Source organism: Rhizobium atlanticum, from assembly GCF_030182485.1.
In the GTDB taxonomy this organism is placed as follows: Bacteria; Pseudomonadota; Alphaproteobacteria; order Rhizobiales; family Rhizobiaceae; genus Rhizobium.
Map to the genome: position 1 here is coordinate 1 of NZ_JAQJCJ010000019.1, position 25,887 is coordinate 25,887.

Consider the following 25,887-nt stretch of genomic DNA (forward strand, 5'->3'; position numbering starts at 1 on the left):
CAGCGAGAAGAACGGCTATGTGCGACGTGCTCACGGTCCGGGACGGCGGAAGGATTTTACGAAGGATCCCGCAGTCATCGAACGCCGTAAAGCTGCGCTGGCAAAGCTCGATGCTGCGGAGTGAGGTGTCGATCGCATAGTCTCAAAGCTAAAGCCGATGGTGCCACGAACCCGCCCCGATCTGATCTTGCAACCCGCACCAGCCGCTCAGATCGGGGCTGGTCGGCGGGCCGTGGGGCAGCCGCGAGTGACATTTCTACTTTGCGCAACCGCGGACATTTCAACCTGACCGCCACATTTTGTGTAGCCGCAAAGTTAAAGTGTCCTGTTTCTGCAAAGTTGGAATGTCACTCTCCCCGGGTTTTGATGAGCTGGGAGATTGCGGATGGGACTGATTGCGATGCGCGGTGTGGGCCCTGCAAAAATCTAGGTATCCGTGCTCGGACGATATTCGAACCGTAATGGTCGGTTTAGCGTTGCCTTAAAGAAACTGTGCAAGGATACGCTCTTACCACCACACCGGCGAGCTGATGAAGTTTCGAAAAAAACCAGAGATAGCGCGCAGCCGCGCGGGCTGCCTAACCGGCCATGTGAGCGCCTTCGCGCCAGCGGTGTTTGCGGCCATTATTGCAGCTATCGTCGTCTGGGTGGCAACGAATTGGCGGCTGGAGCGCGCTCTCGCCGATGAACGTTCGATTGTCGCCGGTGAGCTTGCCACGATATCATCTCGGCTGCAGACGAATCTGAATAGCAATGTGAAACTGTTACAAGGGCTGGCGGCGGCTATCTCCGTCGATCCGGCAATGGGTCAGAACGGATTTTCCAAACTTGCAGCACGGATCTTGCAGCCTGATTCACAATTGCGAAGCTTCGCGGCGGCGCCTGACATGGTGGTCAGCTGGGTCTATCCGGAAAAAGGAAATGAAAGAGCCATCGGGCTCGACTACCGGAAGAACGAGAAGCAACGGGCTGCCGCGATGCTGGCGCGCAACACCCACAACATCGTCTTGACCGGCCCGGTGGAGCTTGTCCAAGGCGGAATGGCTTTTGTGGTCAGGTGCCCTGTCTATACCACCGACGGAAATAGCCAGGTCTTTTGGGGGCTGCTTTCCGGGATCATCGATATTCCGAGGCTTTATGGAGATAGCGGCCTTCGTTCGACCGATCTTGAGATTGCCATCAGCACCGAACCGGAGCCGGAATCGCCCAAACAAGTTTTTCTCGGCGGCCTGGAGACCTTTCAAAGAAAGCCGGTCGTCGCAAACGTGGATATGACCTACGGCCGATGGACCCTCGCCGCGCGTCCGAAGCATGGATGGGGCCAAAATAACGGGATCGGCGCCTTCGAGTTCTATGCAAGTTTGTTGGCCTTCTGTGTCGTTGCCCCCATCGTCTGGGTCGGCTTTCTGACCAGATCGCGCCAAAGAACCATCGAAAAACTTCGCCTGCACAAGAAGAAGCTCGTTCGCGCGCGGCAACGCCTGGAATACCTGTCACTGCACGACGCGCTGACGGGACTTCCCAATCGACGGTTCGTCGACCAGATGATCTCGCAGCCGCCGCGGCCGGCTCCGCACGATTGCCTGATCCTCATCCATATCGACCTTGACCGGTTTAAAGAGATCAACGACACGAAGGGCCATGCCGGCGGTGACATCGTCCTCCAGGCCACGGCTTTGCGGCTCGCCGATTTGGCCGGTCCGAACGACGTCGCGGCTCGCATCGGTGGAGACGAGTTCATTTTCGCCAGCTGGAGCGCCCATCCTGAGCCTAAAGCAACCGAATTGGCCAAGCAGATTGTCGACGCGCTTCAGCGCAACATTTTTATCGATGGAGCAGCCTATGTGGTCGGAGCAAGCGTCGGCGTCGCCTGGGAGGCTGAACCTTCTCGACAGGACCTCGGCCAGTTGCTCCTGAATGCCGATCTGGCGCTCTACGAGGCGAAGAAGGCGGGTCGCGGTCGCGCGGCTATCTTCACCGAAGAGCTTCGAAGCGCCGCAGTCCATTCGAAAGAACTGGCGGATGAATTCAACCAAGCGCTCGAACGCGACGAGTTCGTCGCGTTCTTCCAGCCGCAGTTCGACGCAACCACATTGGCGGTCGCAGGCGTCGAAGCCCTCGCCCGCTGGGATCATCCGCGAAGAGGTCTGCTCGGCCCCACCGAGTTTCTTGATGCTGCGGAAAGGCTCGGGCGTAGCGGCGACATGGATAGACTGATCCTGCAAAAGGCACTCTTCGAGCTGACGAGATGGGACGGCTTGGGACTGCAAATCCCCCGGGTCTCGGTCAATATCTCCGCGCGCCGACTGGCGCAGGCAAATCTGCTTGCCGAGCTTTCGGCCCTTCCCGCAGTGAGGGGCCGCCTGTGTTTCGAGCTGCTTGAAACAATCTCCTTCGATGAGCTTCAGCCTGCTCTCAATGAGGTGATTCCAGCCATCAAGGCGCTCGGCATAGAAATAGAAATCGACGATTTCGGCACAGAACATGCCAGTATCGTCAGCTTGCTTCGATTTGAACCCCGAAGGCTCAAGATCGATCGAGAGATTGTCAAGCCGATCCTCGCCTCTCCTTCTCAACGCCGTCTGGTCTCCTCAATCATCGAAATCGGCCGATCACAGAACATCGACATCGTTGCCGAAGGCGTGGAGACAATGGAGCACGCGAAGATCCTGAAAGATCTCGGCTGCCATCTGCTGCAAGGTTACGCACTGGCGCGGCCAATGACCTCGGAGCAGTTGATCGAATTTTGCCATCAGCCGCATAGAGGAACCGCAAAGGCAGGCCGCTAGGTTGGCCGTCGGCTGTTTGTGCTTGCGGGTCCTCGTCAGCAGGTTCATTCTTGTCCCCATTGAGAAGCCCGCCGGCAGCGGCCGATGTCGCTGTCGCATACCGGGTTTTCGTGAGATGCCTGCGATGGAATGCGCCGGCTGCGGTTTCGACATTCAGAGCGGTTTTGCTTTCTGTCCGCGATGCGGCGCAAGGCAACCCCTCTCCTGCGCGGCCTGCGGTTATCCATGTCAGCCTGATTTTGCCTTTTGCCCGAAATGCGGCGCGTCGATCTCAGGCAAAGCCCAGCCGGCCGCGAAGCCAGCCATCGAGACGGCACCGGCTGAATCCGATGGCGATGCCGACCGGCGGCCGGTGACGGTGCTCTTTGCCGATCTCTGCGGCTTCACGACGTTGAGCGAGCAGATCGACCCCGAAATCATGCGGGTGCTGCAGAACGAATTGTTCGAAGAGATGACCCGGGCGGTGGAAGCCTATGGCGGCTTCGTCGACAAATTTGTCGGCGATGCACTGCTGGCGCTGTTCGGGGCGCCGGTCGCCCATGAGGACGATCCGGTGCGGGCGCTTGGCGCCGCACTTGATATGATCGACCGGGCCGCTGCGGTCGGCAAGCGCTGGCAGTCGCGTGCGGGCGTGCCGCTGCGCTTGCATATCGGCATCAATAGCGGCCCTGTCGTCACTGGCGGCTTCGGCGCCGCCAGTACAAAATCCTATTCCGTGACCGGCGACACGGTGAACACCGCACAACGGTTGCAATCCATGGCCGGCGAAAACGATATTCTCGTTGGTCCGCTGACCTACCGTCTCACCCGCCACGCCTTTGCCTTCGACAGCCTCGGCGCGCAAACCCTGCGCGGTAAGGTTGGAAACGTCCTCGTGCATCGGCTGACCGGACTGCTGGAAGCGCCGCATACGGCACGCGGGCTCGAAAGTTTCGGCCTTCAGGCGCCGATGGTCGGTCGGGACGCGGAATTGTCGCGCCTGTTGACCTGCCTCGATCTTGCCTGTGGCGGCGCCGCGCAGCTTGTCCGTCTGATCGGCGAAGCGGGCATCGGCAAATCGCGTCTGGCCAGCGAATTCGTCGGGATCGCCGGCAACACGGACCGTTTTCCTGGGCTTGCTATCCGCAGAGCCACCTGCTCTCCCCTCGGCGAACAATCGTACGGCACGCTCGCCGCGGTCGTGCGGAGCGCCTATGGAATCGGCGAGCGGGACGATCCCGACAGGACACGGCAACTGCTGACAACGGGATTCCGTGCCCTCGATCTCGGGCCTGACGACGTCGCGGCGCTTTTGCCGCTCTTTTTCCATGTTCTCGGCCTCGGCGATCCCGATGGCGCGCTCCGGCACATCGAACCGGAACAATTGCGTCGCCAGATCTTCTATGCGGTGCGAACCATCTTCGAGCGGCGGCTGGCACAAGGCCCTCTCCTGCTTGTGATCGAGGATCTCCACTGGGCGGATGCCGCCTCACTGGAAGTGCTGCGTTTCATGATGGACCGGCTGGAGCGCAGCCGACTGATGCTGCTTGCGATTTACCGGCCGACGTCGCAGACGGATCCGCTGAACTCCGATCGCGTCAGCGTCACTGTTCAGCGTCTCGGCCCCCTCTTCGCTGCCGATGGGCAGAAGCTGCTTGCCGCCTTTTTTGGCGAGGGTCACGGCAAGTTGCCGGCGCCAATGCGCAAGCGCATCCTCGAGCGCGCCGGCGGCAATCCGCTGTTTATCGAAGAAATCCTGCGCGGCCTGATCGACATGGGCGCGCTGCACAATGACGGGCAGCGCTGGCATGTCGCAGCCGAAGACGCGGATGTCGATATACCGGTCAATTTGCAAGCCCTGTTGCTTGCCCGCGTCGACAGGTTACCGCAGGAGATCAGACGTCTGGCGCAGGAGGCTGCCGTCGTCGGCCCGAAGTTCGATACCGCCCTGCTCCGCACCGTCGCGACCGATCCGGCCGGCATCGATGCAGCGCTGGATTATCTCTGCGATGCCAATATCATCGAGGAGTTGCGTGGACCGGACGCCGAGACAGCGCCGGGCTATCGCTTCAGCCAGACCTTGATGCACGATGTCATCTACCACAATCTGCTGCTGCAACGCCGCATGGAGCTTCACCGACGGATCGGCCGGGCGCTGGAACGCCAATATGGCGTGGCGCCGGATCGAGCAGAGCATCTGGCGCAGCTCGGCCATCATTTCAGCCTGACCACCGAAAAGGCCAAGGGGGCCAGCTATCTCATGGCGGCCGGCGATATGGCGCGCAAGATATACGCCAATGACGATGCCATGCGTCTTTACCGACAGGCTCTTGCTGCCTTCGCCGACGAGCAGGAGGCGCCGCCGGAGCAATTGGCACTGTTGGAGCGCCTTGGCGATCTCTGCGGTCCTGCCGGCCGGCGTGAGGCCGCCCTGAACCATTATCAGCGAGCACTCGCGATCCACCGCGCGAAAGATGATCGGATCGCCGCTGCGAGGATCTTGCGCAAGATCAGCCGCCTGCATCTCGATGCGGGACGCCGCGATCAGGCGGAGGCCCATTGTGCCGAAGCCGAAACGATGATCGCGCCGATCGATGCGCCGGTCGAACATGCCCATCTCCTGCAAGAACGCGGCCACCTCGCCTTCCGCACCGGCGACCAGGCTGCTGCTGCCGAATGGGCGACACAGGCGCTGCAATGCCTGCAAACACTGCCGATCGATGGAACGACCGAGGCCGGACGGGAGGCAGCGCGGGCGATGGCAGAGGCGCTGAACACCAAAGGTGCAGCACTCGCGCGTCTCGGACGCCGCCGTGATGCCGTGCAGGAAGTGGAGCGCAGCCTCTCGGTCGCCGAAAAGGCCGATCTGCAAAGCGCCGCCTGCCGCGCCTATTCCAACCTCGGCGTTCTCTACACGATCGTCGATCCGGCCAACGCCATCAGGATCTGCCGACGCGGATTGGAGGTCGCCACCCGCATCGGCGATCTCGGCTTCCAGGCGCGTCTTCTCGCCAATCTCGCGGTCTCCTGCTGCACCTTCACCGATCGCTGTGGAGCCGAGGGCGTGCCGGCGGCGGAGAAGGCGGTCGAAATCGACCGGGCGCTCGATCAGCGCGACCATCTGTCCGTACCGCTGATCGTACTCGGGCAGATACACCAATGCCATGGGCAGCCGAACCTAGCTCGTAAGTATTACGAGGAAGCCCTTGAGGTTGCGAAGGAAATTGACGAGCCGCAACTGCTCTTTCCGTGTTATGATGGCTTGGCGACACTGAGCCTTGAACACGACGACATGGATGAAGCGGAACGGTATTTCGCGCTGGCGCAGGATGTGTGCATCCGCCACAAGCTTGACCCCGGCACATTCGTCGTCTTGCCGTTTCTCGACTGAAGGCTTCGCATCTCACTCGTCGCTCTGCATCAATTCGCCAAAGCGATTCAGAGACATAAAGGGAGGAACTAACAATGCAGGAGAACCACGCCGATAAACCATTACAGCCTGGGGATCGCGCGCCCAACGTGGTGCTGGATGCGATCACCCGCCATGGCAAGATCGCCATCGATGATTTTCGCGGTCAGAAGCCGGTGCTCGTCGGCTTGTTTCGCGGCCTGCACTGCCCCTTCTGCCGCCGGCAAATCGCCGCCATGGCCGAACTCACCGATGCGCTGCAGGAAAAAGGCATCGATAGCCTCACGGTCGTCAATACTCCGATCGAGCGAGCGCGCCTCTATTTCCGCTACCACCCGCTTCCCAATTTGCTCGCGGCCTCCGACCCCGAACGGGTATCGCACAGAGCTTTCGGCTTGCCGAATATCGAGTTCACCGAATCCGAGAACGAATGGCCGTACAAGGTCAGCATGAGCACAATGTCGTCAATGCAGGTCGACATGCCGGGCGAGCTGCCAGAGCCCATGGATGTGATGGCGGCGATGGAATATCTCGACAAGGCCGACGGTTATGAATTCACTGAGGACGACACGCGAATGATCGCCACTGGCCATGGCCAGCTTGTTGGCGAATTCCTGCTCGATCGGGATGGCGTCGTGCGCTGGTGTTTCACGGAGGTCGAGGAAGGTGGCCGCAACTTGTTCGGCGGTCCCGCCCCCCGCGATGTAATGTCGGCGGCTTCGAATATGGCTGTTTGACGCGACTTCCCTGGCCCTTTGCCTGGGCGGACCGGCCGCTTCAAGCCGGCAGGCCGGCCTTGCGGTAGCCGTCCAGGAAATGGTCAAGCGTCCGAGCGTCGCGAAACGGTTCGGTCGCGGCCCAGTGGCGGGTGGAAAAGCCGGGGTTGGCGACAAGGAAGAGTTCGGTCTCCGCCCGCGCCTCGTCGAGCCGGCCGAGCTGCGCAAGGCTTGCCGCCAGAAAACGACGGGAGCTCGTGCGATAGGTTTCGTCGCGACGCAGCGTCTCGACAGCGGCCTCATATTGCCCGGCTGCATATTGCGCCTGGCCGAGCGCCAGATAATACCAGCTCGCCGGAAAGGGATTCAGCCGGAACGCCTTGCGGACATGCTCGAGGCCTTCCTCAATCCGCCCGGCGAGGACCGTGATGTCGGATAATGACGCAAAGGTGTCTGCCTCGTTCGGGTCGAGTTCGATCGCCTTGGCGAATTGCACATCCGCCTCGGCAAAATCGCGCTCATAGGCAAGCAGATAGGCCAGGACCCAGCGGCAGCCGGCATCATTGGGGTCGATCGCAACCGCCTTGCGTGCCAGTTGCAAAGCAATGCCGCGGGTCGATTCCGTCGGTCCGCCGCTATGGACCCATCCCATCCAGTGGTTCACGGCAAGCCAGCGATAGGCCTCGGCATAGTCCGGGTCGAGCGAGATTGCGCGCGTCAGCATGAGATGCGCTTCCTCAGCCGCCTGCGGGGCATCGTCCATCATCTTGCGCGCCCGCACGCAGAGATCGTAAGCCTCGATGTTCTTCGGCCGATTGCGCGGCGGCAGTGCTCGGAGTCTGCCGAGCAGCGCCTCGACGATCCTGCTCGTCACCTCGTCCTGAAGAGCGAAGATATCGTTCAGGCTGCGATCGAAACGTTCCGCCCAGAGGTGATCGCCGCTGACCGCGTCGATCAGCTTGGCGTTGATGCGCACGCGCCCGGCAGCGCGTCTTGCGCTGCCCTCCAACAGATAGCGCACGCCGAGCTCCTCGGCGATCTCTCGTACGTCCATCGCCCTGCCCTTGTAAGCGAAGGCCGAGTTGCGGGCGATGACGAACAGGCCGGGCATTCTGGAGAGGTCGGTGATCAGGTCTTCGCTCAGCCCGTCCACGAAGGATTCCTGCTCTGGGTCGCTGCCGATATTCAGAAAGGGCAGGACAGCAATCGACGGCTTGTCAGGCAGCGGCAAGGTTTTTCGCCTCACGCCGCTGAGCCGATGAACGGCTCCCGTGAAGCGGTAGCCGACACGCGGAACCGTCGCAATCCATTCGCCGCCGCCGGCGGACGAACCGAGCAGCTTGCGCAGCTGCGCGATCTGGACGGTGAGGTTGCCTTCCTCGACCGCGATGCCTGGCCAGGCCGCGTCCATCAGCTCGGTCTTGGCGACGATGTCGCCGGCTCGCCCGACAAGCGCCGCAAGCAGCTTCAGCCCGCGGTGGCTAACGGCAACGGGATCATCGTTCCGAAGGAGCGTTCCCGCATCCGGATCAAGCACGAACGGACCAAAGGCAAAGCGCGATCCCTGCATGAAGCGGATCTATAGTCCGTTTGGAAGTTTTTGAGAACGTTTTGGCGAGGCTTAATTACGCCGCTCCCCTTATTCCGCAGAATTTCATCCTCTTTCAGGCCAGGCCGCGCCCTTCAGACCATACCGACTGACGAGGATATCAGCATGACGAGTGCAAGCACGACATCACCGCAAGAGGATCAGCTCCCACGGGCCGCGATGGCGGGCATCATTGCGACGGTCACGGTGTTTGCCGTGGCGCAGGGACTGACCTATCCGCTGCTGAGCTTTATCCTGGAACGGCAGGGGCTGACGTCAGGGCTCATCGGCCTGTCGGCAGCGATGACGCCCCTGGGTTTCATCTTATCGGCGCCCGTCATTCCAGCGCTTTCGCGACGCGTCGGCGGGGCGCGGCTTGCTATCCTCTGTTCGATCCTGGCCGCCCTCATCCTGGTTGCGATTGGCTGGATCCAGCACGCCTGGGTCTGGATGCCGCTGCGCTTCCTGCTCGGCTTCTTTGCCAATCCTCTCTACGTCATCAGCGAAACCTGGCTGATCTCGATCACGCCGGCGGCGCGCCGCGGCCGGATCATGGGCCTCTACTCATCGATCGTTTCGGCTGGTTTCGCCGTCGGCCCGCTATCCCTCGGCGTCGTCGGCACGGAAGGTTGGCCGCCCTTCATCATCGGCGTTACGGCCTTTGTTGCCTGCGGCCTGATCGTGCTTGCCGTCGCTCCCCGCCTGCCTGACATGCCTCGCGAAGGCGAGGCAGTGTCGGTCGGTGGCTTCTTCGCGTTGGCGCCGCTGCTGCTCTTTGCGGTTTTCGCGGCAGCCGCCTTCGAGCAGATCCTGCTTTCGCTGTTCGCGGTCTATGGCGCAGCCCTCGGCAGCGCCGAGGCGCGCATTGCTTCGCTCATCACCTGTTTCGTCGCCGGCAATGCGATGCTGCAGGTCCTGCTCGGGCGCGCGGCCGAACGGTTCGGTGCGACGCGGACGATGTTATTCTGCGTCCTGGCTTGCCTCACCGGCTGCCTGCTGCTGGCGCCGCTTTTTACCACATGGCTCATCTGGCCGCTGGTATTCGTCTGGGGCGGCGTCTCGTTCGGGCTTTACACCACGTCACTGATCCAGCTCGGCGAGCGTTTCACCGGCCGGACCCTGATCGCCGGTAACGCGGCCTTCGCCTTCACATGGGGCATTGGCGGCATGGCGGCCTCACCAGCTGCCGGATCGGCAATGCAGCTGATCGGGCATCACGGGCTCACACTATCACTCGGCCTGCTCAGCACTGTCCTCTCGATACTCCTCGTCTTAGATCTGAGGATGACGCGGTAATACTCTGAATAGGCGTTATTTTTCCGCGATCCGATTCCGTTTATCCCCTGCCCTTGAATAGGCGCATCCTCGCAATATATAAAGTGTTATATAACAATTTATCGAAATGGCGAGATGGGCATGGTCGAAGATGTGGTCCGAACGCTTGGCCTTCTATGTCTGGGCAGCCGGCTGCGGCGCATCGGCGAACGATTGCAGGCCGATACCCAGCACATCATCGACGAGGCCGAGCTCGGCATTCAAGCCGGTCAGTATCCGTTCCTGGCGGCGATCGACCGGACCGGGCCGCTGACGATCGGCGAGCTCGCCCAGTCGGTGGGCATCACCCAACCCGGCGCGACCCGGACGATCGGCCAGCTTCTCGAACTCGGCTTCGTCGACATGCGGCCGGCACCGGACGATCAGCGCCGCAGACTGGTGTCGCTGACCGACAAGGGGCAGGAGCTTGTCAATTATTCGAAGGCGACGATCTGGCCGCGCGTCGCGGCTGCCGTCGCGGATCTCTGCGCCGATCTCGACGGACCGATCCTCGAACAGCTCGCCGCTATCGAGGACGGGCTTGCGGAGGTGCCGCTCAAACGCCGGCGCACCGCTGCCGCACCGCGCGTCCTTTCAGACGCCCAAGAGGAGGAAGGATGATGAAACATGTGCTCGACCGGCCGATCTGGAGCGCTCTGGAGACCGCGCACGCCGATATCTCCGAAGGCGGCAGCTACGCGAGGCGATACCCGCCGTCCATTGTCCCCTTCGCCGCCTCCGCGGACGATACGCCGGAAAGCCTCGATGCCCTGGAGAAGCTGCCGTCGCGGCAGGAGCGCATGTTTCTCGTCGAGGTTGGACCAATCGCGGTTCCGCCAGGTCTTGCCATAATGATGGAGGCGCCGGTGACCCAGATGGTTGCCGAGCGGCCTCACAAGACAATTTCCGACTCCCGCATCCAGCCGCTGACGGAGGCTGATGCCGCCGATATGCTTGACTTGGCAATCTTGACCAAACCAGGCCCGTTCACCTTGCGCGCCCAGAGCCTTGGCCGCTTCTGGGGGATAAGGCATGAGGGTCGTCTGGTGGCGATGGCCGGTCAGCGCATGCGACAGCCGGGCTTTATCGAGCTCAGCGGGCTTTGTACCCATCCCGCTTTCCAAGGACGCGGCCTCGGCACCTTGCTATTCCGCTTCGTTGCCGGCGAAATCGCATCCAGCGGCGACGTGGCCTATCTGCATGCCTATGCGGCGAACACATCGGCCATTGCGCTCTACAAGGCCCAAGGCTTCGTGGTTCGGTCGGAAATGAACATGCGCGTGGTCAAACGTCGCCCCTGATCGTTGCCCTGCGCGATCGTCGCAGCGCAGTGTCAGATCACTGTCATCGAAACCCTTTAAAGCGCCGGCAACGATTTGATTGATGCGAGGCGCATTCGATGGCGACATTGCAGCAGGTCGCGTTCCGGGCAGGATGTTCGCTGGCAACCGCAAGCAGAGTTCTCAACCGCAACGGGCCCGCCAGCGATCTGATGGTGCGCAAGGTGCGCCGCGCTGCCGCGGAACTCGGCTATCACGCAGCCGGGCGGCTGGGACGCAGGCCCGTGGTCGGCGTCTTGATTCCAAACATCACCAATCCGGTCTTACCTGGCGCATGAGATCCATCGAGAAGATGATGTCCTCGTCCTTGTCGGCGCCGTCGACGGTGAGATCACCTGTATGGACGATCAGATCGGCGTCGGTCTCCTCGATCCAGCTCAAGAGCGGTGCCCAGTTGCCGTTGAAATGCGGCTTGCCGGGGCTGAAATGCGTGTCGGTGATCTGAATGATTTTCATGGGGCGCGTCTCCGAGAACCTCGGAAGCGTCTCCCGGACGCTCCCTTCTCGGGGCCTCTCTAGAGGGCTCCCATGTCAATCAGACATCTGCGGTTTTCAGCTGTTTTTCAGTTTTGACATCAATCTGTCACACAGCCGCAGGCCGCCTCCCGAACTGGGAGCCGGCCCATCTGCTGATTAGGTGGGGATCAGTGCCGCGGCGCGTTCGCGGGAATGGACGATACCGTCGCCGAAACGGGGTCGCTTGCGGGGAAGGTGTCTTCGAGACCTTCGTTCAGCTCCTCTTCCAGCGTTTCGCTGTCGTGGGTGGAACGCGCGCTCGGCTGGCCGATGAGACCCTTGCTGCCTTCGTCGAAGTTGCCGTTGCTCAAGGCATCATACCGGTTGATGCTGCCGTCCGGGCTGCGGCCGGGAAAGGCCGTCAGCTGAACCATCATTACCTTGGCGTGGTCGAGCGCCGTCGAACTGTCGAGTTCGCCATGAGAATTGTCGATTTTGACGGCAATCGACTCTCCTCCCTCGCCCAGAAACTCCACCGTGAAGAAGTTGCCGGACTGTGTCACGCGCGTATCGATCAACTGCATGGGAACCTCCTGTGTTCATGCCAAACCAACGGCGATCAGCATCAGGAGTTCCACGACAACGCCACTTCAACGCGATGCGTGGCGCGCCGAGGGTTAGATCGGCTGATAATTCGGCCGGTATTTATGGTTAATTTATTAATAATTCGGCGCCTATCATTGGAACCATGCGGCCTTTCCGAGTGTTGTTGCTGCGCCGTGGAGGAACCTCGATGATACTGAAAATCCTTGCGCCAAAGATCGACGCCGATTGCCATGATACCGGCACCTATCCCGACGGGATCTTCGCCGAAAACCGCATCGACCTTTCATCGCGCCGCGACGACCGCCGTCGCTCGCCGCATGAACGCGATTACGGCGCCGACAGAAAACTGGAAAAACTGCCGCTCGGCTTCGTCTAAGCAGCCATAACCTCCTCTTGTCGGCCGGATGATCCCGGCCACATTCTCCTTTGACGCCACTCGTGCAGATCAGGAGAAGCCTTTGCCCTGGATCGCCTACATCACCCATTTCATCGCCGCGGCATTTCTGGCCAACGGCATCCCGCATTTCGTCAATGGCGTCAGCGGCCGGCCCTTCCGCACCCCATTCGCCAATCCAAGTTCGCCGACGGTGAATGTCATATGGGGCTGGGCCAACTTCCTCATCGCCTTCCTGCTCTTTGCCAATATCGGGCCGCTCTACATCGGCACTCCGGGCGATACGATCTTTGCCGCGGCCGGCATGCTCCTCACCGGCATCCTGCTCGCCCGCTTTTTCGAAAGCAGCGCCAGATAGTAGCTTGCATGATGATAGTCACTCCTGTAGTGACATCTGCCATGCAGCGGACAAGTTTCGGCCAATTCAAATGCCCGGCGGCGCGCGCGCTCGACAGCGTCGGCGACTGGTGGAGCATCCTGATTCTGCGCGACGCCTTCCAGGGGCTGTCGCGCTTCGACGAGTTTCAGAAAAGCCTCGGTGTGGCCCCGAACATCCTGACGCGGCGTCTAAAACATCTGACGGACCAGGGCCTGTTCGAACGACGGCTCTACCAGCAGCGCCCTGCCCGCTACGAATATGTGCTGACCAAGAAGGGCCGCGATTTCTTTCCGGTGTTGATGGCGCTGTTTTCCTGGGGAAGCCGGCACATTCCCGAAGAGGATCTCGCCTTTCTGCTCAGCGACGCCGCTTCCGGCAAAGCGCGCGAGACGGTGCTTGTGGACGCACGGACCGGCGAAGAAGTAACGCCCGAAAACACCAGCCTGCTCCCTGGACCAGCCGCCGATGACGAGGTGCGTGCGCGGATCGCCCGCATGCGCGCCTGGTATCTCGGTATCGACGCATAGAGAGGAAAATAGCATGGATCGCATCGTTGTCACCGGCATGGGACTTGTCTCGCCACTCGGCACCGGCGTCGAACCTGCCTGGAAACGTCTCGTCGACGGCGCCTCCGGTCTCAGGGTGCTGCCGGACGATGTTGTCGGCGAGCTCTCGGCCAAGGTCGGCGGTGTCGTTCCCGGCATCGCCGAGGACGCGCAGGCCGGCTTCGATCCCGACCGCTCCATCACGCCTAAAGACCAGAAGAAGATGGATCGCTTCATCCAGTTCGCGATGGCAGCGACGGAGGAAGCGGTGAAGCAGGCCGGCTGGATACCGACCGGCGAAGGCAGCCGTGAACGCACCGCAACGATCATCGCTTCGGGCGTCGGCGGCTTTCCTGCAATCGCCGAAGCGGTGCGGATCGGCGAGACGCGGGGCGTTCGGCGGCTATCACCCTTTACCGTGCCCTCCTTCCTCGTCAACCTTGCCGCCGGCCAAGTCAGCATCCGCTATGGTTTCAAGGGGCCACTCGGCGCGCCGGTGACGGCCTGTGCCGCCAGCGTTCAGGCGATCGGTGATGCGGCGCGGCTGATCCGCTCCGGCGAAGCCGATGTGGCGATCTGCGGCGGTGCCGAGGCCTGCATCGACAAGGTTAGCCTCGGCGGCTTTGCCGCCGCGCGTGCGCTGTCCACCGGCTTCAACGAGACGCCGGAACTGGCTTCGCGGCCCTTCGACACGGCACGCGACGGTTTCGTCATGGGCGAAGGCGCCGGCATCCTGGTCATCGAAACGCTCAAACACGCGCTGGCCCGCGGGGCGACACCACTTGCCGAACTCGTCGGCTACGGCACGGCGGCGGATGCCTACCACATGACCGCAGGTCCCGAAGATGGCGACGGCGCGCGCCGGGCGATGGAGGCGGCACTCAGGCAGGCGAAGATTCCGGCATCGGAGGTCAGGCACCTCAACGCGCACGCGACGTCGACACCGGTGGGTGACAGAGGCGAGATCGCTGCGATCGGCACGGTCTTCGGCCGCAATGGCGCCATTGCCGTCAGCGCGACGAAGTCGGCGACAGGCCATCTGCTCGGCGCGGCGGGCGGGTTGGAAGCAATCTTCACCATTCTTGCGCTGCGCGACCAGATCGCGCCGCCGACCCGCAACCTCAACGAAGCCGATCCGGCCGCAGACGGCATCGACATCGTCGGCAGGACGGCGCGGCCGCTTGCCATGGACTATGCCATCACCAACGGCTTCGGCTTCGGCGGCGTCAATGCCAGCGCTCTCTTCCGGCGCTGGTCGTAAAGTCCGTTTTCCTTGTGCTGAAATTCGCTTACACTTCCGCTCTATCGGGGGCTCGCTCCCCGATGGAGCCGGAGATCAATCCATGCGCGCCTTTCTCGCAGTTCTCATTCTGTGTGCCGCGTCCGCCCTCTCTCCTCTCTCGGCCCATGCCGAAGATCCGATCGACACCACGCGAACGATGATCGAGGAACAGATCAAAGCCTTCCTCAAGGACGATGCCGAAACCGCCTATTCCTTCGCCGCCCCCGGCATCAAGGCGATGTATCCCGACAAGAACCTGTTCTTCGCCATGGTGAAGAAGAGCTACGAACCGGTCTATCACCCCGGCAATTACGCCTTCGGCCGCAGCCGCTCGATCGATAACGGCGCGCTGATCTACCACGAAGTTCTGATCTCAGGACGCGATGGCAAGGACTGGACGGCGATCTATCAGGTCACGCGCCAGCCAGACGGCAGCTACCGGATCAATGGCGTTCAGATCATGCCGGATGCGGACAGCAAGGGAATTTGACGCCAGTTTTGCGCCCGCTCGCAAACCGGCAGTTGCACGGTCACGTTGCGCTAACAATTTCGAAATCCTCCTGGGGTAACAAAATGCCGACGGAGGGTTGTAACCGTGAACAGTGGCAAGCAATTTTTCACAGCTCTTGAAGCGTTACGAGGAATTGCGGCTGTTATGGTCATGTTCCTTCATACGGGCGGCACACTTGGCCCGATTCCGGCAAATATCAGCTATCTCGGTGTAGACCTCTTCTTTCTCCTGAGCGGCGTCGTTCTGGCAAATTCATATGAAAAGCGCCTGACCGCGGGAGAGATTTCCCCCGCCGGATTTCTCCTGCACCGTATCATTCGGCTTTATCCCCTCTATCTCCTTTCGCTTCCTGTCGGCTTTGTCAGCTATGCGCTTCAAAACGACGTAGAGTCGCCGGTAGGCCTCATTGTCAGGGCTATCCTGCTCATTCCAAACGGAAATCCGAATGGGGCATTTCCTTTGAACGAACCCAGTTGGTCGCTCTTCTTTGAACTCTGGGCCGGACTGCTGTTCGCGGTTCTTCTTATACGGTTGTCTTTCAGAACCTTGCTTATTATCGCGCTTGGGGCTGCCTGTATCACTACATATGGGGCATGGGTCGGAGGCAATTTCGATATTGGACACCAAGCAGGCTACTTCGCATTTGGCTTTTCGCGAGTGCTGTTTTCGTTTTCACTCGGGATATGCCTCTACAGGTTATATGACGTCCGAAAACCGAACACGGTCAAGAACGGCAACGTTACGGGCCTTCTTATCTGCGGTTGTTTGATCCTGATCACAAACATACCGGCCATCATATTCTTCGGCTTCCCATGTTTCGATCTTTCAATATGCCTCGTGATTTTCCCGGCTATCGTTTGGATTGCAATGCGCACGACGCAGACCGGCCGAATGGAACTGATATTCCGATGGTTGGGACGGCTTTCCTATCCTATTTATATCCTGCACGGACCGATATTCAGCCTGCTGCATGTACTGCGGCAACAGGGCTTCAACCTTCCCGCCTCTCCAGCAGCCGGCATGATTGTCGTCATAGCGCTTTTCATTCTGGCTGGCATTATCACCACTCGCTTTGACGAACCGGTGCGCAAGAAACTCAGAATGATTGTTTCGCCGAATCCACCGTCTGCCGGTCACGTAGACTCAGCTAGCGCTTAGACCGGCTCGAGATCACCCCTCGCCCATTCCTCCATAGTTTCCGCCATGAAATCGGCGAAGCGGCCTTCGGCGATCGCCTTGCGGATGCCCTGCATCAGTTCCTGATAATAAGCGAGATTGTGCCAGGAGAGCAGCATGCCGCCGAGGGCTTCGTTGGCGCGGACGAGATGGTGGAGATAGGCGCGCGAATAATCGCGCGAAGCCGGGCAGCTGGATTGTTCGTCGAGCGGGCGCATATCCTCGGCATGGCGGGCATTGCGGATATTGACCTTGCCGCGGCGGGTGAAGGCCAGGCCATGGCGGCCGGAGCGGGTCGGCATGACGCAGTCGAACATGTCGATGCCACGGGCGACGGATTTGAGGATATCGTCAGGCGTGCCGACGCCCATCAAGTAACGCGGCTTTTCCACGGGCAGGACGGGAAGCGTCTCTTTCAGCATGTTCAGCATCACGTCCTGCGGCTCGCCGACCGCAAGACCGCCGACGGCATAGCCCTTGAGGCCGAGCTTGGTGAGTTCCTCGGCCGAACGGACGCGCAGCGCCGGAATATCGCCACCCTGCACGATGCCGAACATGGCCTTGCCCGGCTGCTCGCCGAAGGCCACCCTGCAGCGCTCGGCCCAGCGCAGTGACATTTCCATGGCGCGCTCGATCTCCTTCGGTTCGGCCGGCAGCGCCACGCATTCATCGAGCTGCATCTGGATGTCGGAGCCGAGCAGCCCTTGGATCTCGATCGAGCGCTCCGGCGACATATGATGCAGGCTGCCGTCGACATGCGACTTGAACGTGACACCCTGCTCGTCGAGCTTGCGCAGGCCGGAGAGCGACATGACCTGGAAGCCGCCTGAATCCGTCAGGATAGGATGTTCCCAGCGGATCAGCTTGTGCAGGCCGCCGAGGCGGGCGACGCGCTCCGCTGTGGGGCGCAGCATCAAGTGATAGGTATTGCCGAGGATGATGTCCGCGCCGGTCTCCCGCACCTGATCGAGATACATGGCCTTGACGGTGCCGACTGTACCGACCGGCATGAAGGCCGGCGTGCGGATCGCGCCGCGCGGCATGGAAATCTCACCGAGACGGGCGCCGGCATCGGTCTTCTCGAGCGTGAATTGGAAATTCTCTGTCATCTAGTCTTTCCGGAAAAGAAGGCTCGCGTCGCCGTAGGAGTAGAAGCGGTAGCCCGTAGAAATCGCGTGTTCATAGGCCGCATGCATGGTTTCGAAGCCTGCGAAGGCCGAGACCAACATGAACAGCGTTGAGCGCGGCAGGTGGAAATTGGTCATCAGCATGTCGACCGCCTTGAAGCGGTAGCCGGGCGTGATGAAGATGCCGGTGGCGCCGGCCCAGGGCTTGATCTCTCCGCTTTCCCCGGCGGCGCTCTCGATCAGCCGCAACGAGGTCGTGCCGACACAGACGATGCGCCCGCCTCTTTCCCGCACAGCATTCAAGCGCGCGGCGACGTCGGCGCTGACATAGCCGCTTTCGAGATGCATTTTGTGATCGTCGGTATCATCAGCCTTAACAGGCAGGAAAGTGCCGGCGCCGACATGCAGCGTGACGAAATAGCGTTCGATGCCGGCCTTGTCCAGGGCCTCGAACAGCCCAGGCGTGAAATGCAGGCCGGCGGTGGGGGCTGCGACGGCGCCCTCCTCGCGGGCATAGATCGTCTGGTAGTCGGCCCGGTCGCGCTCGTCCTCGGGGCGCTTGGCTGCGATATAGGGCGGCAGCGGAATATGGCCGACGGCGGCGATCGCCTCGTCGAGCACCGGACCGGAAAGATCGAAGGCGAGCGTCACTTCGCCCGCTTCGCCTTTCTCCTCCACCGTCGCATCGAGCGAGCCGATCATGCAGCTTTCGCCGCTGTGGCCGAAGGCGATGCGATCGCCTTCCTTGATGCGCTTGCCCGGTTTGGCGAATGCCTTCCAACGGCTGGGACCGACGCGCATGTGCAGCGTTGCCGAGACCTGCTGACCGCCGGCGCCGTCGCGATGGCGGATGCCCTCGAGCTGGGCGGGAATGACCTTGGTATCGTTGAAGACAAGCGCATCGCCTAACCGCAAGAACGATGGCAGATCGGAAACGCGGTGATCCGATAGCGCGCTTGCCGCATTTGCATCAACCACGAGCAGGCGCGCGCTATCGCGCGGCTCGGCGGGCCGCAGGGCGATGCGCTCCTCGGGCAGATCGAAATCGAAAAGATCAACGCGCATAAGTGTACTTTCAGGCAAAGCGAAACCCGCCCCGCGCTCTCGCGCAAGGGCGGGTTTCAGCAGAAATCACAATCAGACGTCGGCGGCAACCCGCATAGAGACGATCGAGTCCGGATCGGAGACCGGCTCGCCGCGCTTGATCTTGTCGACATTGTCCATGCCTTCGATCACCTGGCCCCAGACGGAATACTGCTTGTTCAGCCACGGAGCGTCGGTGAAGCAGATGAAGAACTGCGAATTGGCCGAGTTCGGGTTCTGCGAACGCGCCATCGAGCAGGTGCCGCGCACATGCGGCGTCGCCGAGAACTCCGCCTTCAGGTCCGGCTTGGCGGAGCCGCCCATTCCGGCGCGGCCGGGATTGAAGGTTTCCGAACCCTTCTTGCCATATTCGACATCGCCCGTCTGAGCCATGAAATCCTGGATGACGCGGTGGAAAACGACGCCGTCATAGGCCTTCTCGCGGGCGAGTTCCTTGATGCGGGCGACATGCTCCGGCGCGACCTGCGGCAGAAGCTGAATGACAACCTTGCCCTTGGTGGTTTCTAGAATGACGGTGTTTTCGGGATCCTTGATCTCGGCCATTATCTTCTCCTCTTCCTTCTCTCGTAACTTACTTCTTGCCCAGAGTGACCTTGATCATCCGGTCGGGATTTTTGACTTCGCCATTCTGGCCTTCGCCGCGCTTGATTTTGTCTACGTTCTCCATGCCGGACACGACCTTGCCGACAACGGTGTACTGACCGTTGAGGAAGGAACCGTCGGCAAACATGATGAAGAACTGCGAATTGGCGGAATTCGGATCCTGCGAGCGGGCCATGCCGACGGTGCCGCGCACGAACGGTGTCTTGGAGAATTCAGCCGGGATATCGGGCATGTCGGAGGAGCCCGTGCCGGCGAGGCTGGCATCGAAGCCCTTCTCCATGTTGCCGTATTTGACGTCGCCGGTCTGGGCCATGAAGCCGTCGATGACGCGGTGGAAGGCGACGTTGTCATATTCGCCCTTCTTGGCAAGCGCCTCGATCTGGGCGACATGTTTCGGCGCTACATCCGGCATCAGCTGGATCACCACCGGGCCGTTCTTCAGCTGAATGGTGAGATAATGATCGGCCGACTGGGCCAACGCATCCCCCGCGAAGGAGGCGAGATACAGCACGCCGGCAAATGCGAGATAGAAGAGTTTCATGTGAGCTCCGTTGCGGCGTTATCCGCCTAGGCTTTTGCGCTTGCTAGTTTGGGCGCTTGGATGTGAGGGCTTGCAGGACCGCGGCCGGGACGAAAGCGCTGACATCGCCGCCCATTGCGGCGATCTGGCGGACCAATGTGGCGGTAATGGGCCGCGACGCCGTGCCGGCCGGCAAAAAGATGGTCTGGATATCGGGCGCCATCGTTCGGTTCATGCCGGCCATCTGCATTTCATAATCAAGGTCCGTGCCATCGCGGAGGCCGCGGATCAGAAGCGTGGCGCCATGGGCACGGGCGGCATCGACGACGAGATTGTCGAAGGCGACGATAGTGATGTTGCCGGTCTTACCGGGCAAGACTTCGGCCAGCGACAGGCGGATCAGCTCGGCTCTCTCTTCGAACGAAAAGAGCGGCGCCTTGCCGGGATGGATGCCGATCGCGACGATGACTTTTTCGGCGACATTCAGCGCCTGGACCAGAACATCTACATGTCCGTTGGTGATCGGGTCGAAGGACCCAGGATAAAAAGCTGTCGTCATCTGGCCCGGCCATTTCGTTTGACGCCTTTTGTCACGGATGCAGACTTGTCGCAAGTGATTTACCGGGCCCCGCCGCACGGCTGAACAGCGGATGAACATGCCATTCAAGGCCGTTTCAGACGGGATCTGCTTAACTCGGATCATCAATGCAGCCGATGCCATTCCGGCAGCTGGCGCTCCCGAAAGACCTGGATCCATGCTGATCGTGCTCGTTGCGTTTGCCGTCACTTTCTCCCTCGCCGCCGAGCTCGCCTATGGCTATTTCGCCGATCGCCACGAGGTGAACTGGGTGCGGCCGGAGCTTGCCGAACATGCGGCGATCGTGCGTGCTCAAGGCCGGCTGCGCGGAATGAAGGCCGGCTGCGCCAGGAGAAACGGTCTTCGAATCTGAACGCCAGATGAACGAGACATTCAAGGAGGCTTCAGACCGCCATTGCTAAACACCCCCTCAACATCCGACGGAACCATTCTTAAACGGATGCGTTCACTCAACCGACACAGAAATGCGTCAAAGCGCGGCAGGAAGGACTAATAATGCCCGGCAAGATTACGATGATTAACGTGCTCTGGATGGTTATGGTCACGGGCATGCTCACCGCAACTGTCGCTCTTTATGATCAGAAGGTCGATACCTCCAAGGTTTATGGCCCCTATGCCTCGGCCCGCACGGCCGTACTGGGCCAGTACTGAGGAGCGAGTAAGCAACTCCCCAGGAAAGGAATGCCTATGTTCACGATCTTGACAGTGCTAACCGCCCTCATCAGCGTCATGTTCATCGTGTCTGTGGCCTCGACGATATCAGCGCTGCGGCGCGAAGGCGAAGAGGTGAAGGCGCTGAACGAAAAGCATAGCGCGTTCTGACATTCCTCTCTTCCCCTCCCATGGGCGGCACCCTTTCGCCGCCTGTGCTTTTCAAAGCCGGATGCAATCAGCGTCCGGCTTTTTCTTGGGCAATGAACCGGCTTGAGCCAACAGAGTGCTTCAGCTTGGAAGCAAGCTCTAACAGAAAAGGGCGGCTTGAAGCCGCCCAGTTCATTCGATCATTCCTCGGCAGCACCGCCCGGATCGCCATCGGCGACAGGTGTTTCATCGGCGCCGGCGGTACCTTCGGCCGCGTCGACCGTGCCTTCCGTCTCATCATCCTCCGGTTCGCTGATGCGCTCGACCGAGACGACCTTCTCGTCCTTGGCCGTCGAGAAGATGGTGACGCCCTTTGTGGCGCGGCTGGCGATGCGGATGCCGCCGACCGGCACTCGGATCAGCTGGCCGCCGTCGGAGACCAGCATAATCTGATCGCCGTCATCAACCGGGAAGGCCGCCACAAGCTCGCCGATCTCTCCGGTTTTCGACGTATCGGTGGCGCGGATGCCCTTGCCGCCGCGGCCGGAGATGCGGAAGTCGTAGGAGGAAGAACGCTTGCCGTAGCCCTTTTCGGAGACGGTGAGCACGAATTGCTCGCGCGCCTTCAGTTCTTCGTAGCGCTCGTCGGAAAGCTGCCCCTCTTCTGTGACTTCTTCGCCAACGAGAGCGATGTCCTCTTCATCAACGCCTATCGCACGGCGTTCGGCGGCGGAGCGCTTGAGGTAGGCGGCACGTTCCCATGGCTCGGCATCAACATGGCCGACGATCGTCATCGAGATGATGCGGTCGCCGTCGCCGAGATTGATGCCGCGCACGCCGATCGAGTTGCGGCCGGCAAAGACACGAACGTCGTCGACGGAGAAGCGGATGCACTGGCCAAGCGCCGTGGTCAGAAGAACGTCATCCCGATCAGTGCAAGTCTCGACGGAGAGGATTTCGTCGCCCTCTTCCTCGAGCTTCATGGCGATCTTGCCGTTGCGGTTTACCTGGACGAAGTCCGAAAGCTTGTTACGGCGAACCGTACCGCGCGTCGTCGAGAACATGACGTCGAGATTGTCCCAGCTCGCCTCATCCTCGGGCAAGGGCAGGATGGTGGTGATGCGTTCGCCGGGTTCGAGCGGCAGCATGTTGATCAGCGCCTTGCCGCGCGAGGTCGGCGTGCCGATCGGCAGGCGCCAGACCTTCTCCTTGTAGACAATGCCGCGCGACGAGAAGAACAGAACCGGCGTATGGGTATTGACGACGAATAGCCGGCTAACGAAATCCTCGTCGCGGGTGGTCATGCCGGAGCGGCCCTTGCCGCCGCGGCGCTGGGCCCGGTAGGTGGTCAGCGGCACGCGCTTGATGTAGCCGAGATGCGAGACGGTGACGACCATGTCCTCGCGGGCAATGAGATCCTCATCGTCCATCTCGAGGCCGCCATCGACGATCTCGGTGCGGCGCGGAGTGCCGAATTCGTCGCGAACGGCTGTTAGTTCGTCCTTGACGATGGTCTGGATGCGGACCCGCGAGGAAAGAATATCGAGATAATCCCGGATTTCCTCGCCTATCTTATTAAGTTCATCACCGATTTCGTCGCGGCCGAGTGCCGTCAGGCGAGCAAGGCGGAGCTCAAGAATGGCGCGCGCCTGCTCTTCGGAGAGGTTGTAGGTGAGGTCGTCGTTGATGCGGTGGCGCGGATCGTCGATCAGACGGATCAGGCTTTCGACATCTTCGGCCGGCCAGCGGCGCGTCATCAGCTCTTCGCGGGCCGATTGCGGATCCGGCGCCTGGCGGATGACGCGGATGACCTCGTCGATATTAGCCACCGCAATGGCGAGACCAACCAAGACGTGGGCACGCTCACGCGCCTTGCGCAGCAGGAATTTCGTTCTCCGGCTAACGACCTCTTCGCGGAAGGAGACGAAGGCGCGCAGCATGTCGAGCAGCGTCAGCTGCTCTGGCTTGCCGCCGTTCAGCGCCACCATATTGCAGCCGAAGGACGTCTGCAGCGGCGTGTAGCGATAAAGCTGATTGAGGATGACCTCGGCATTGGCGTCGCGCTTCAACTCGATGACGACGCGATAGCCCTGACGGTCGGATTCGTCGCGCAGATCGGAGATACCCTCGATGCGCTTTTCACGCACCAACTCGGCCATCTTCTCGATCATCGTCGCCTTGTTCACCTGGTAGGGAATTTCGGTGATGATGATCTGCTCGCGGTCGCCGCGCATCGGCTCGATGGTGGCGACGCCGCGCATGATGACGGAACCGCGGCCAGTCTCGTAGGCCGAGCGGATGCCGGCACGGCCGAGGATCTTCGCGCCCGTAGGAAAATCGGGACCGGGAATGATCTGCATCAGCTCCGGCAGCTCGATCGCCGGATCGTTGATCAGCGCGATGCAGCCGTCGATGACTTCGGAGAGGTTGTGCGGCGGTATATTGGTCGCCATGCCGACAGCGATGCCGCCGGCGCCGTTGACGAGCAGGTTCGGGAACTTGGCGGGAACAACGACCGGCTCAGACAGCGTGCCGTCATAGTTGTCGCGGAAGTCGACGGTTTCCTTGTCGAGATCGTCGAGCAGCGAATGGGCAGCCTTTTCCAGACGGCACTCGGTGTATCGTTCGGCCGCCGGCGGATCGCCGTCGACCGAGCCGAAATTGCCCTGACCGTCGATCAGCGGCAGGCGCAGCGACCACGGCTGCGCCATGCGGGCGAGCGCGTCATAGATCGCGGCGTTGCCGTGCGGATGGTATTTACCCATCACGTCGCCGGTGACGCGGGCGCATTTGACGTATTTCTTGTTCCAGTCGATGCCGAGCTCGGACATGCCGTAGAGGATGCGCCGGTGCACGGGCTTCAGGCCGTCGCGCACATCGGGCAACGCGCGGCTGACGATGACGCTCATGGCGTAATCGAGATACGACCGCTGCATTTCCTCCATGATGGAGATGGGCTCGATGCCTGGCGGGAGCTTCCCGCCGCCGGGGGGTGTTTGCTCAGTCAAAACAGATCACGATCTCTTCTAGAATCACTTGAAGATTTATAGCGGAAAGCCTGTTCCCGCGCCAATTTCTGAGCGCGTTTTGAACAGGCTTTTGCGGCTTAAAGAGGGTAAAACACATAACTTTCGCGGCCGGATCGGGCAATACGCCGCTGGATGTTTGCCAAATCGGAATCCCCGCTTCACAATCATGAAAACCCCGGCATTCATATGGGGTTCGGGAGAGACGATGGCAAGCGCCGACCAACTGATCAACGCCTTCACAACGCTCATCGTCACCATCGATCCGCCAGGGCTCGCGCCGATCTTCCTGGGACTGACGGCAGGCATGAGCCGGACCGAGCGTACCCAGGTAGCGCTGCGCGGCTCGACCATCGCCTTCATCATCCTCGCCGTCTTCGCCCTGTTCGGCTCAAGCGTGCTCGGCGTGCTCGGGATCTCCATCGGCGCCTTCCGCATCGCCGGCGGACTGCTGCTCTTCTGGATCGCCTTCGAGATGGTTTTCGAAAGGCGGCAGGAACGCAAGGAGAAGGCCTCCGAGGCGGCCGTCACCAAGGATCATATCGAAAATATCGCCGTCTTTCCCCTCGCCCTTCCCCTGATCGCCGGCCCCGGCGCGATCTCGGCGACGATCCTGCTTGCGGGCACGCTGCCGACGACGATCGAAAAAGCGCAGCTGATCGCCGTCATCGCCGCCAATCTGCTGCTGACCTTCCTCATGCTGCTCGTCGCCGAAAGGCTTGACCGTTTCCTCGGCGTCACCGGCCGGGCGATTTTGACCCGCCTGCTCGGCGTTATCCTCGCAGCCCTTGCGGTGCAGTTCGTCGTCGACGGCGCGAAAGCCGCGCTCAACCTCATCAGCGCGACGCCTCGATAAAAAGCGCGGCAGATGCACCGCGCGATCCGTTTAGACCATCTGCCCTGGCATCAAAGAAAAAGAGCATGACGCCCGCCCAGGACATCATGCTCTCATAAAGCGAGAGTAGGCGGCCGATCAGAACGGGATGTCGTCGTCGAGATCGCGCGAGAAGTTGCCGCCGCCACCGCCGCGGCTCGGCGATGAAGAGGGAGCCGGGGCGCCGTAATCGTCGCCGTAATCATTGCTGCTGCTGCCGCCACGGCCGCCGCCGAAGCCGGAGCTTGCGCCGCCGCCGTCGCCGCGGCCGTCGAGCATCGTCAGCGTCGAATTGAAGCCCTGCAGCACCACTTCCGTCGAATAGCGATCCTGGCCCTGCTGATCCTGCCATTTGCGGGTCTGCAGCTGGCCTTCGATGTAGAGCTTGGCGCCCTTCTTCACATATTGCTCGACGACCTTGCAAAGGCCTTCGTTGAAGACGACGACGGTGTGCCATTCGGTCTTCTCGCGGCGCTCGCCGGAATTGCGGTCGCGCCAGGTTTCCGAGGTCGCGATACGGAGGTTGGCGATCGGCCGGCCATCCTGAGTGCGGCGGATTTCGGGGTCTGCACCCACGTTTCCAACCAGAATTACCTTGTTTACGCTACCAGCCATGCTTCTCACCCTGCCTGCCGCCCTGCCCGGCGGCGTTGATCGATCAGCGCACCTTAAACCATAGAGACCGCAGATGCGCGCGAACGGTGTTTAATCCACAATTAATCCCATCAGAAAGCCGCATGCATCCATCAG

25 protein-coding genes and 2 pseudogenes are annotated in these 25,887 nt (G+C 61.2%); 17 read left to right on the top strand and 10 right to left on the bottom strand.

Annotation, left to right across the window (positions count from 1 at the left end; all coding sequences use genetic code 11):
* Positions 1-530: 530 nt before the first annotated feature.
* From PH551_RS24610 to PH551_RS24620, 3 genes are all read left to right on the top strand, one after another.
* A complete protein-coding gene (locus PH551_RS24610; protein ID WP_285195390.1) occupies positions 531-2,789 on the top strand; it encodes a bifunctional diguanylate cyclase/phosphodiesterase in 2,259 nt (752 codons plus the stop codon).
* 124 nt (positions 2,790-2,913) lie between these two features.
* Entirely contained in the window at positions 2,914-6,159 is a 3,246-nt protein-coding gene (locus PH551_RS24615; protein WP_221112532.1) for an adenylate/guanylate cyclase domain-containing protein, read from the top strand.
* A gap of 74 nt (positions 6,160-6,233) precedes the next feature.
* Positions 6,234-6,914: a peroxiredoxin-like family protein gene (locus PH551_RS24620; protein WP_085778194.1), complete on the top strand. Its 681-nt coding sequence runs from the start codon at positions 6,234-6,236 to the stop codon at positions 6,912-6,914.
* A gap of 40 nt (positions 6,915-6,954) precedes the next feature.
* On the opposite strand, the gene PH551_RS24625 is transcribed toward PH551_RS24620, so the two are convergent.
* Complete coding sequence (locus PH551_RS24625; protein ID WP_285195391.1) at positions 6,955-8,463, bottom strand: winged helix-turn-helix domain-containing tetratricopeptide repeat protein; 1,509 nt, start codon at positions 8,461-8,463, stop codon at positions 6,955-6,957.
* Between the two features lie 144 nt (positions 8,464-8,607).
* On the opposite strand from PH551_RS24625, the gene PH551_RS24630 reads away from it, so the two are divergent.
* From PH551_RS24630 to PH551_RS24645, 4 genes and pseudogenes are all read left to right on the top strand, one after another.
* Positions 8,608-9,777, top strand: a complete 1,170-nt coding sequence (locus PH551_RS24630) for an MFS transporter (protein ID WP_285195392.1) — start codon at positions 8,608-8,610, stop codon at positions 9,775-9,777.
* Between the two features lie 120 nt (positions 9,778-9,897).
* The gene (locus tag PH551_RS24635) at positions 9,898-10,416 is read left to right on the top strand and encodes a MarR family winged helix-turn-helix transcriptional regulator (protein WP_285195393.1); all 519 of its coding nucleotides are present in this window, start codon (positions 9,898-9,900) and stop codon (positions 10,414-10,416) included.
* On the top strand, positions 10,416-11,096 hold the full coding sequence (locus PH551_RS24640; RefSeq protein WP_285195488.1) for a GNAT family N-acetyltransferase: 681 nt from the start codon (positions 10,416-10,418) through the stop codon (positions 11,094-11,096). The genes PH551_RS24635 and PH551_RS24640 overlap by 1 nt, the downstream gene beginning before the upstream one ends.
* A gap of 98 nt (positions 11,097-11,194) precedes the next feature.
* Positions 11,195-11,398: pseudogene (locus PH551_RS24645) on the top strand (LacI family DNA-binding transcriptional regulator); the annotation flags it as partial.
* A 1-nt stretch (position 11,399) separates the two neighbouring features.
* On the opposite strand, the pseudogene PH551_RS24650 reads toward PH551_RS24645, so the two are convergent.
* A pseudogene (locus PH551_RS24650) lies at positions 11,400-11,591 on the bottom strand (metallophosphoesterase family protein); the annotation flags it as partial.
* A 188-nt stretch (positions 11,592-11,779) separates the two neighbouring features.
* Positions 11,780-12,175: a hypothetical protein gene (locus PH551_RS24655; RefSeq protein WP_221112418.1), complete on the bottom strand. Its 396-nt coding sequence runs from the start codon at positions 12,173-12,175 to the stop codon at positions 11,780-11,782.
* Between the two features lie 209 nt (positions 12,176-12,384).
* Here PH551_RS24655 and PH551_RS24660 point away from each other — a divergent pair, with 209 nt between their 5' ends.
* The 6 genes from PH551_RS24660 (at position 12,385) to PH551_RS24685 (ending at position 16,466) form a co-directional block, all read left to right on the top strand.
* Positions 12,385-12,573 (top strand): hypothetical protein, encoded by a 189-nt coding sequence (locus PH551_RS24660; RefSeq protein ID WP_183703324.1) that lies wholly within the window; start codon positions 12,385-12,387, stop codon positions 12,571-12,573.
* Between the two features lie 82 nt (positions 12,574-12,655).
* Positions 12,656-12,949 carry a hypothetical protein gene (locus PH551_RS24665; protein ID WP_085778176.1) on the top strand — a complete coding sequence of 98 codons (294 nt, stop codon included), beginning with the start codon at positions 12,656-12,658 and terminating at the stop codon, positions 12,947-12,949.
* Between the two features lie 41 nt (positions 12,950-12,990).
* Complete coding sequence (locus PH551_RS24670; RefSeq protein ID WP_085778175.1) at positions 12,991-13,497, top strand: winged helix-turn-helix transcriptional regulator; 507 nt, start codon at positions 12,991-12,993, stop codon at positions 13,495-13,497.
* A 13-nt stretch (positions 13,498-13,510) separates the two neighbouring features.
* Positions 13,511-14,776 (top strand): beta-ketoacyl-ACP synthase II, encoded by a 1,266-nt coding sequence (gene fabF, locus PH551_RS24675; protein ID WP_285195394.1) that lies wholly within the window; start codon positions 13,511-13,513, stop codon positions 14,774-14,776.
* Positions 14,777-14,858: 82 nt separating this feature from the next.
* Complete coding sequence (locus PH551_RS24680; RefSeq protein WP_085778173.1) at positions 14,859-15,287, top strand: DUF4864 domain-containing protein; 429 nt, start codon at positions 14,859-14,861, stop codon at positions 15,285-15,287.
* A gap of 105 nt (positions 15,288-15,392) precedes the next feature.
* A complete protein-coding gene (locus PH551_RS24685) occupies positions 15,393-16,466 on the top strand; it encodes an acyltransferase family protein (RefSeq protein ID WP_285195395.1) in 1,074 nt (357 codons plus the stop codon).
* On the opposite strand, the gene tgt is transcribed toward PH551_RS24685, so the two are convergent.
* From tgt to coaD, 5 genes are all read right to left on the bottom strand, one after another.
* Positions 16,463-17,593 carry a tRNA guanosine(34) transglycosylase Tgt gene (tgt, locus tag PH551_RS24690; RefSeq protein ID WP_285195396.1) on the bottom strand — a complete coding sequence of 377 codons (1,131 nt, stop codon included), beginning with the start codon at positions 17,591-17,593 and terminating at the stop codon, positions 16,463-16,465. The genes PH551_RS24685 and tgt overlap by 4 nt on opposite strands.
* On the bottom strand, positions 17,594-18,676 hold the full coding sequence (queA, locus tag PH551_RS24695) for a tRNA preQ1(34) S-adenosylmethionine ribosyltransferase-isomerase QueA (protein WP_285195397.1): 1,083 nt from the start codon (positions 18,674-18,676) through the stop codon (positions 17,594-17,596). It lies immediately after the preceding gene.
* Positions 18,677-18,748: 72 nt separating this feature from the next.
* Positions 18,749-19,258 carry a peptidylprolyl isomerase gene (locus tag PH551_RS24700; protein ID WP_064708924.1) on the bottom strand — a complete coding sequence of 170 codons (510 nt, stop codon included), beginning with the start codon at positions 19,256-19,258 and terminating at the stop codon, positions 18,749-18,751.
* A 28-nt stretch (positions 19,259-19,286) separates the two neighbouring features.
* Positions 19,287-19,859, bottom strand: a complete 573-nt coding sequence (locus PH551_RS24705; RefSeq protein ID WP_285195398.1) for a peptidylprolyl isomerase — start codon at positions 19,857-19,859, stop codon at positions 19,287-19,289.
* 43 nt (positions 19,860-19,902) lie between these two features.
* On the bottom strand, positions 19,903-20,397 hold the full coding sequence (gene coaD, locus PH551_RS24710; RefSeq protein ID WP_285195399.1) for a pantetheine-phosphate adenylyltransferase: 495 nt from the start codon (positions 20,395-20,397) through the stop codon (positions 19,903-19,905).
* Positions 20,398-20,488: 91 nt separating this feature from the next.
* On the opposite strand from coaD, the gene PH551_RS24715 reads away from it, so the two are divergent.
* The 3 genes from PH551_RS24715 (at position 20,489) to PH551_RS24725 (ending at position 21,258) form a co-directional block, all read left to right on the top strand.
* Positions 20,489-20,788 (top strand): hypothetical protein, encoded by a 300-nt coding sequence (locus PH551_RS24715; RefSeq protein WP_285195400.1) that lies wholly within the window; start codon positions 20,489-20,491, stop codon positions 20,786-20,788.
* A gap of 143 nt (positions 20,789-20,931) precedes the next feature.
* Positions 20,932-21,087 (top strand): hypothetical protein, encoded by a 156-nt coding sequence (locus PH551_RS24720; protein ID WP_003539654.1) that lies wholly within the window; start codon positions 20,932-20,934, stop codon positions 21,085-21,087.
* A 36-nt stretch (positions 21,088-21,123) separates the two neighbouring features.
* The gene (locus tag PH551_RS24725) at positions 21,124-21,258 is read left to right on the top strand and encodes a hypothetical protein (RefSeq protein ID WP_010056528.1); all 135 of its coding nucleotides are present in this window, start codon (positions 21,124-21,126) and stop codon (positions 21,256-21,258) included.
* A 179-nt stretch (positions 21,259-21,437) separates the two neighbouring features.
* Here PH551_RS24725 and gyrA read toward each other — a convergent pair whose 3' ends face one another.
* Positions 21,438-24,245, bottom strand: a complete 2,808-nt coding sequence (gyrA, locus tag PH551_RS24730) for a DNA gyrase subunit A (RefSeq protein WP_285195401.1) — start codon at positions 24,243-24,245, stop codon at positions 21,438-21,440.
* Positions 24,246-24,471: 226 nt separating this feature from the next.
* On the opposite strand from gyrA, the gene PH551_RS24735 reads away from it, so the two are divergent.
* A complete protein-coding gene (locus PH551_RS24735; protein ID WP_285195402.1) occupies positions 24,472-25,119 on the top strand; it encodes a MarC family protein in 648 nt (215 codons plus the stop codon).
* 117 nt (positions 25,120-25,236) lie between these two features.
* Here the strand turns inward: PH551_RS24735 and PH551_RS24740 are convergent, their stop codons facing one another.
* Complete coding sequence (locus tag PH551_RS24740) at positions 25,237-25,752, bottom strand: single-stranded DNA-binding protein (RefSeq protein ID WP_285195403.1); 516 nt, start codon at positions 25,750-25,752, stop codon at positions 25,237-25,239.
* Positions 25,753-25,887: the final 135 nt, after the last annotated feature.

Coding starts and splice junctions, on each gene's coding strand:
- PH551_RS24610 (WP_285195390.1), top strand. CDS start 531: ATGAAGTTTCGAAAAAAACCAGAGATAGCGCGCAGCCGCGCGGGCTGC.
- PH551_RS24615 (WP_221112532.1), top strand. CDS start 2,914: ATGGAATGCGCCGGCTGCGGTTTCGACATTCAGAGCGGTTTTGCTTTC.
- PH551_RS24620 (WP_085778194.1), top strand. CDS start 6,234: ATGCAGGAGAACCACGCCGATAAACCATTACAGCCTGGGGATCGCGCG.
- PH551_RS24625 (WP_285195391.1), bottom strand. CDS start 8,463: ATGCAGGGATCGCGCTTTGCCTTTGGTCCGTTCGTGCTTGATCCGGAT.
- PH551_RS24630 (WP_285195392.1), top strand. CDS start 8,608: ATGACGAGTGCAAGCACGACATCACCGCAAGAGGATCAGCTCCCACGG.
- PH551_RS24635 (WP_285195393.1), top strand. CDS start 9,898: ATGGTCGAAGATGTGGTCCGAACGCTTGGCCTTCTATGTCTGGGCAGC.
- PH551_RS24640 (WP_285195488.1), top strand. CDS start 10,416: ATGAAACATGTGCTCGACCGGCCGATCTGGAGCGCTCTGGAGACCGCG.
- PH551_RS24655 (WP_221112418.1), bottom strand. CDS start 12,175: ATGCAGTTGATCGATACGCGCGTGACACAGTCCGGCAACTTCTTCACG.
- PH551_RS24660 (WP_183703324.1), top strand. CDS start 12,385: ATGATACTGAAAATCCTTGCGCCAAAGATCGACGCCGATTGCCATGAT.
- PH551_RS24670 (WP_085778175.1), top strand. CDS start 12,991: ATGCAGCGGACAAGTTTCGGCCAATTCAAATGCCCGGCGGCGCGCGCG.
- fabF (WP_285195394.1), top strand. CDS start 13,511: ATGGATCGCATCGTTGTCACCGGCATGGGACTTGTCTCGCCACTCGGC.
- PH551_RS24680 (WP_085778173.1), top strand. CDS start 14,859: ATGCGCGCCTTTCTCGCAGTTCTCATTCTGTGTGCCGCGTCCGCCCTC.
- tgt (WP_285195396.1), bottom strand. CDS start 17,593: ATGACAGAGAATTTCCAATTCACGCTCGAGAAGACCGATGCCGGCGCC.
- queA (WP_285195397.1), bottom strand. CDS start 18,676: ATGCGCGTTGATCTTTTCGATTTCGATCTGCCCGAGGAGCGCATCGCC.
- PH551_RS24700 (WP_064708924.1), bottom strand. CDS start 19,258: ATGGCCGAGATCAAGGATCCCGAAAACACCGTCATTCTAGAAACCACC.
- PH551_RS24705 (WP_285195398.1), bottom strand. CDS start 19,859: ATGAAACTCTTCTATCTCGCATTTGCCGGCGTGCTGTATCTCGCCTCC.
- coaD (WP_285195399.1), bottom strand. CDS start 20,397: ATGACGACAGCTTTTTATCCTGGGTCCTTCGACCCGATCACCAACGGA.
- PH551_RS24715 (WP_285195400.1), top strand. CDS start 20,489: ATGAACATGCCATTCAAGGCCGTTTCAGACGGGATCTGCTTAACTCGG.
- PH551_RS24720 (WP_003539654.1), top strand. CDS start 20,932: ATGCCCGGCAAGATTACGATGATTAACGTGCTCTGGATGGTTATGGTC.
- PH551_RS24725 (WP_010056528.1), top strand. CDS start 21,124: ATGTTCACGATCTTGACAGTGCTAACCGCCCTCATCAGCGTCATGTTC.
- PH551_RS24735 (WP_285195402.1), top strand. CDS start 24,472: ATGGCAAGCGCCGACCAACTGATCAACGCCTTCACAACGCTCATCGTC.
- PH551_RS24740 (WP_285195403.1), bottom strand. CDS start 25,752: ATGGCTGGTAGCGTAAACAAGGTAATTCTGGTTGGAAACGTGGGTGCA.